Annotated in this window: 2 protein-coding genes and 2 pseudogenes; 1 reads left to right on the top strand and 3 read right to left on the bottom strand. The window is 57.8% G+C overall.

Annotated elements, in window-relative coordinates; translation table 11 throughout:
* Both ME121_RS34800 and ME121_RS34795 read right to left on the bottom strand, forming a co-directional pair.
* Positions 1-762, bottom strand: a pseudogene (locus ME121_RS34800) (hypothetical protein); the annotation flags it as partial.
* An 84-nt stretch (positions 763-846) separates the two neighbouring features.
* Entirely contained in the window at positions 847-2,301 is a 1,455-nt protein-coding gene (locus ME121_RS34795) for a glycosyltransferase family 4 protein (protein WP_179239933.1), read from the bottom strand.
* Between the two features lie 878 nt (positions 2,302-3,179).
* Here ME121_RS34795 and ME121_RS34790 point away from each other — a divergent pair.
* Positions 3,180-3,509 (top strand): annotated as a pseudogene (locus ME121_RS34790) (IS5/IS1182 family transposase); the annotation flags it as partial.
* Between the two features lie 472 nt (positions 3,510-3,981).
* On the opposite strand, the gene ME121_RS32360 reads toward ME121_RS34790, so the two are convergent.
* Positions 3,982-4,795, bottom strand: an 814-nt coding sequence (locus ME121_RS32360) for a cupin domain-containing protein (RefSeq protein WP_491892945.1), incomplete at its 5' end; no start/stop codon positions are given.

Below are 4,795 nucleotides of genomic sequence, written 5' to 3'. Positions count from 1 at the left end.
AAAACGACCTTGTGCCTGACCATGAAGGGCAAAGTGCTCAGCAGGATCTACGCCGGCAGCAGCAACATCAGCATAGTTTGCAAGATACCATGCGGGATCAACTTGCGCCATGTAGGCTCGTCGCAAATTAAAGATGTAAAATTCTTCAGCGCCAGCATTTGGAAAATATCCTGTCACGTGACCGTGAACTACATAGTGCTCAGCGGGGTCCGCACCTGTTTCAGCGACGTCAGCGTAACGTTCAACGTACCACTTACAGTCGACTTCTTGCCGCAGCGGAGACTGGAGAGCGGCATACGGATTCGGGATGCGGCCCTCGGCATGGCCATAAAGGCCGTAATGCTCTTCAGGCTCAAAATTCGCAGCTACCACGTCCGTGTAGGTGTTTGCATACCAAGCAGGGTTGACTCCGTTCTCCGCAGCAAACTGAGCAGCCGCCTTCGCGTTAGGAAAGCGCCCCTCGTGGCGGCCATATAGAGCATAATGCTCCGCCGGATCCTGCCCCGCTGCCGCTACGTCTGGATAGCGGCTTATATACCAAGTCGGCTCGATTCCGGCCTGCATCGCAGCACGAACCGCTTCTCCAGCATTACGAAAGCGACCTTCGGCCTGCCCATGGCTTACATAGTGTTCGGCTGGATCTTGACCCGTTGCGGCCACATCGGCATATCGCTCTCGATACCACTTTGAATCAAATTCTGCTCCTGCACCCTCGGCGGCTACACCTAAAAGCTCCCTCTCCGTTTTTTCCGAGATATTCATGAGCTAAGATTCCCTTAAATTTTTGGATGCGAGCAATGAGCGGGCCGAAAACAACACTAACCGCCTGAATTACGGGTAGTACATCTAGCCCCGCCTTTTTCTGATTGGAACGCGCAACCGCGCGTAACGCGTACAGAAATCCGAAAGAAACGCTGCAGTGCCATTCCGATTTCCACGCGCGGAAATCCGTCTAAGCAACACGTCGGAAACAGCCAGGCCATTATGCCTACGTCGATGGTACTCGAGAACGCCTTCTGCTTCATCTAAGGCATCCTTCTGTATACAGTCCTCGATGTGAACATCGGGCTCGGCACAGTCGGCGCCGGCAAACAGCCCCATCGCCATCACTGCAGCTTGGACAGATTCCGCGTCGTAATTGCCCAGCCGACCATCTCGGAATTTTGTAACTAGCTGAAATTCTGCTTGATCATAGCGTCCGCTGAAATCAGCTACAGCTGCGTCGAAGCTCGCACGCGAATGTCCGTCAAAGCAGATTAGCTTGGCAGCAGATCGAAATACTCGACACAGCTCGGGGTCATTGATCAAGGAGATGTCGATACCGACTGTCACATCAGCCGCCACGCCGAAAGCACGTGCATGTAGCTCTCTGATGTCCTCAAATGCACGCAGAACAGCAAGATCGACCTCGGTTAGGCCCGTGTATGCCACAAAAACTGCTAATTGAACGTAGCGCGGTTGATTGAACTGGGCTGGTTTGGGAAGAGGGTGCTTCAGTTTAGCGGCCAGCGCAGCCTCAATTGCCTCAGCGAGACTTGCAACCATTTTTTTAGACGAGAAATCATTTGCCCTGACGAGGCCTCTTTCGGCAAGCTGACTTCGCGTGCCGCCATCGCCCCAAAATGCAGCAATGTCATCTGCTAGAGTCAGTGCGTTGCTAGCGTTCGACATATAAGCAGCAGCGTTACCGCAAATCTCCGGCACCGCGGCGACTGGATTTGCCAGAATGGGCACGCCAAGTGCCATAGCATCGACCAGCGGAATGCCGAAGCCCTCGTAAAGGCTTGGAAACACCATGCCGCGGCTTTCGATTACTAAAGAAAATAATGACGACTCATCTAGAAAACCACGCAGATCGATTAAATCTTCAACGCCCATCGTCACTGCAGCGAGACCCAGCCGCTCCTTCTCTGCAGATCGTCCAGATGTGTTCGTGAGTACGAGCGGCACATCAAGGCCACGCCGCCGTAAAATTGCGATCGCCTGAATCAGAATTTCGTGGTTTTTGTGGAGCCATGGAACTGCCGGGTAGATAAGATAGGGCGGCTTCTGCTCTCCAAGAGAGCGCCTTTGTCGAATCTCATCTCCAGTCAGCCCACAGTCTTCAGCCATAAAGCCAGCCAAGTGCACTACCGAAACGCGATCCACGCCGTAAAAATCGGCAAAATTATTGCGCTCGTAATCTGATATCGCTACCAGCCAATCTGATCGATCGATTGCATAACCGTATTCCGCGATTCGACCGCTCATCTCCTTTTCGGTGAAGAGCCACGGCATTCGCAGGTGCTGAAGATCGAGCACGAAGCTGATTACCGCGACCCTCGGATCAATCGTTGCTGGCCGCAGCCCGTTAAGCGGATCAATATAACAATCGCACCAGTCTAGAAGGCGTCGCAAACTCGAATTGCTGTCGTCACTTACCACGTCGAATGTGATGTTAGGAAAAACGTTAATAAGATTGCGCCAATGAGTTGGGATTACAACACGCAGTTGAACTCGATGTGGGAGATGCGCAAGTAGCGCTAGCGCCAACCGTCCAGCCCCACCCGCGCCCTTCTCACTTGGTAATAGCCGCACGAGATTAAGCAAAACGCGGGGCCCGGCCGGCAACGAAACATCTCCCGACATGATTAGTATACCCGTGCGTTAGTTAGATTAAATCCCAGCTCATTTGAAGAAAATATTCGCGAGACAGGGATCTTTAGACAAGAGATGTCCGAGACAGAGAACATTATCCACTTTGAGCTCGTCGCATTCATCCGTGGCGCCGAGTACGGATTGCTGCCTCTGTGCATCCTCTTGGACTCCCCTATTCACGGTGTCAAAGGGCACGGCCGGACCGGTTGATAGGCATTTGGAGAAGGCGCTAGCAGCTAGTGCTCTGAAGCCGACAAAACGTACCCAATCCAAGGTGATTTTCCAAACGCTAGCAGCACGTTAGCAAACAAGCGTGTGGTGCGTTCGTCGGCGTCTTTGCACTAGAACCGTCGAGGGCTTCCGCCACGTACAATGAGGTGATCCGATCGGTGGCCATATGGCGGGTCGTTTGGTGCCTTATCTATCAGCCGATCGCCGCGACCGTATGATGGCGCAATGAAGCAAAAATCGATCCGTCGTTGTCATATATGGCTGTGGCATTGGTTGCGGCTGGGTCAGGCTGGCACAGGCGCGGTAGCAAACTCGATGCGGTGCCGGGCGTGCGCACAGGTCGGCGGGGTCGCCCGCGGCGCAGACCAGACAGGCTGCACGCCGACAAGCGCCACGATCTTTGCCGCTGCGGGCGCGAGTGCCGGGCTCGCTGCATCACGCCCCGGATCGCCCGGCGCGGCATTTAGAGCAGCAAGGGGCTCGTCCACTACCGCTGGACTGTCGAGCGCAAGCTGGCCTGACTGGCCTGCTTCCGCCGCCTGCCTATCCGCTACGGGCAATGCGCCGACCTCGGACTTGCTTTCATCACGCTTGCCTGCGACCTCATCTGCCGAACTCGAGCCATGCGGTTGTGTCCCTGATTCTTGGAGCAGCATCCGGTTAGGGTGAGTCCTAATAGTCAAAGTCGTGATTGAGCCCGGTCGTATGGCCAGCTTTCTTTGGGGAGGCGTCGACCATCCGGCGCATAGAACTTCAGCGAGCGCCGCGCCACTTGGCCGGCTTTACAGCCGATGACGGGACTATCGTCGCATGCCAGCCTCCGGGCGCGGAGGCCCTGGCCCACGTCGGTCGCTGGCTCGTGTCGCGCTTGGCCCAAGTAAGTTTGTTCTCACTACACTATAATGGGCTATGCACGAGCGCCGCCCTTCCATAAGTCCGGCCGATGATCCTGTGCCGTCGAAAGCTTCGATGAATTATTCAGGCGCGGAGGACTCAGGATTCGAAATGGCCGAATCAGCGGTGGTTCTCGAGGCAGTAACTTGATTCGGCATCCAACGTAGGAACCCGTTAGCTGCGGGGATGGTAAGGTGCTGAAAAATGGGTCCAGCCAATTCAACGGCTGCGTCCGTAGATGTCCTCGACGCGGATGATGTCGTCCTCGCCGGTGTAGGAGCCGACTTGGACCTCGATCAGCTCCAGCGGGATCTTGCCCGGGTTGGCCAGCCGGTGCATCGACCCGATCGGCAGGTAGACCGCCTCGTTCTCGTGGACCAGCACCACCCGCTCGTCGATCGTCACCTCGGCGGTGCCGCGCACCACCACCCAGTGCTCCGCCCGGTGGTGGTGCTTCTGCAGCGACAGCCGCCCGCCCGGCACCACCTGGATCCGCTTCACCTGGAAGCGCTCGCCGATGTCGATCCGCTGGTACCAGCCCCAGGGCCGGTACATCCGCAGATGCGCGTCCGCCTCCGGCTCCCCGCGGGCCCGCAGCGCGCCGACCAGCTCCTTCACCTGGCCCGAATGCGCCTTGGAGGCCACCAGCACCGCGTCGGGGGTCGAGACCACCACCACGTCCTCCAGGCCCACCACCGCGGTCAGGCCCTCGCCCTGGCTGTGCACGAGGCTGTTCTTCGTGCCGATCAGCGACACCCGGCCGCGCACGGCGTTGCCGGCCTCGTCGTGGTCCAGCACCTGCCAGACCGCGTCCCAGGTGCCGACATCCGACCACGAAAACGACACCGGCAGCACGCCGGCCCGGGCGGTCCGCTCCATGACCGCGTAGTCGATCGAGATCTTCGGCGCCTGGGCGAAGGCCGCCGCGTCGAGGCGCACGAAGTCGAGGTCGGTCACCGCCGCCTCCAGGGCCGCGCGCGCGGCCGCCAGCACCGCGGGGACGAACGCCTCCAGCTCGGCCAGCATCAGGTCC

Source organism: Methylobacterium sp. ME121, assembly GCF_000974725.1.
GTDB classification, from domain to species: domain Bacteria; phylum Pseudomonadota; class Alphaproteobacteria; order Rhizobiales; family Beijerinckiaceae; genus Methylobacterium; species Methylobacterium radiotolerans.
The sequence above is the reverse complement of the archived record's forward strand: the minus strand, read 5'-3'. Positions and strand labels throughout refer to the sequence as shown.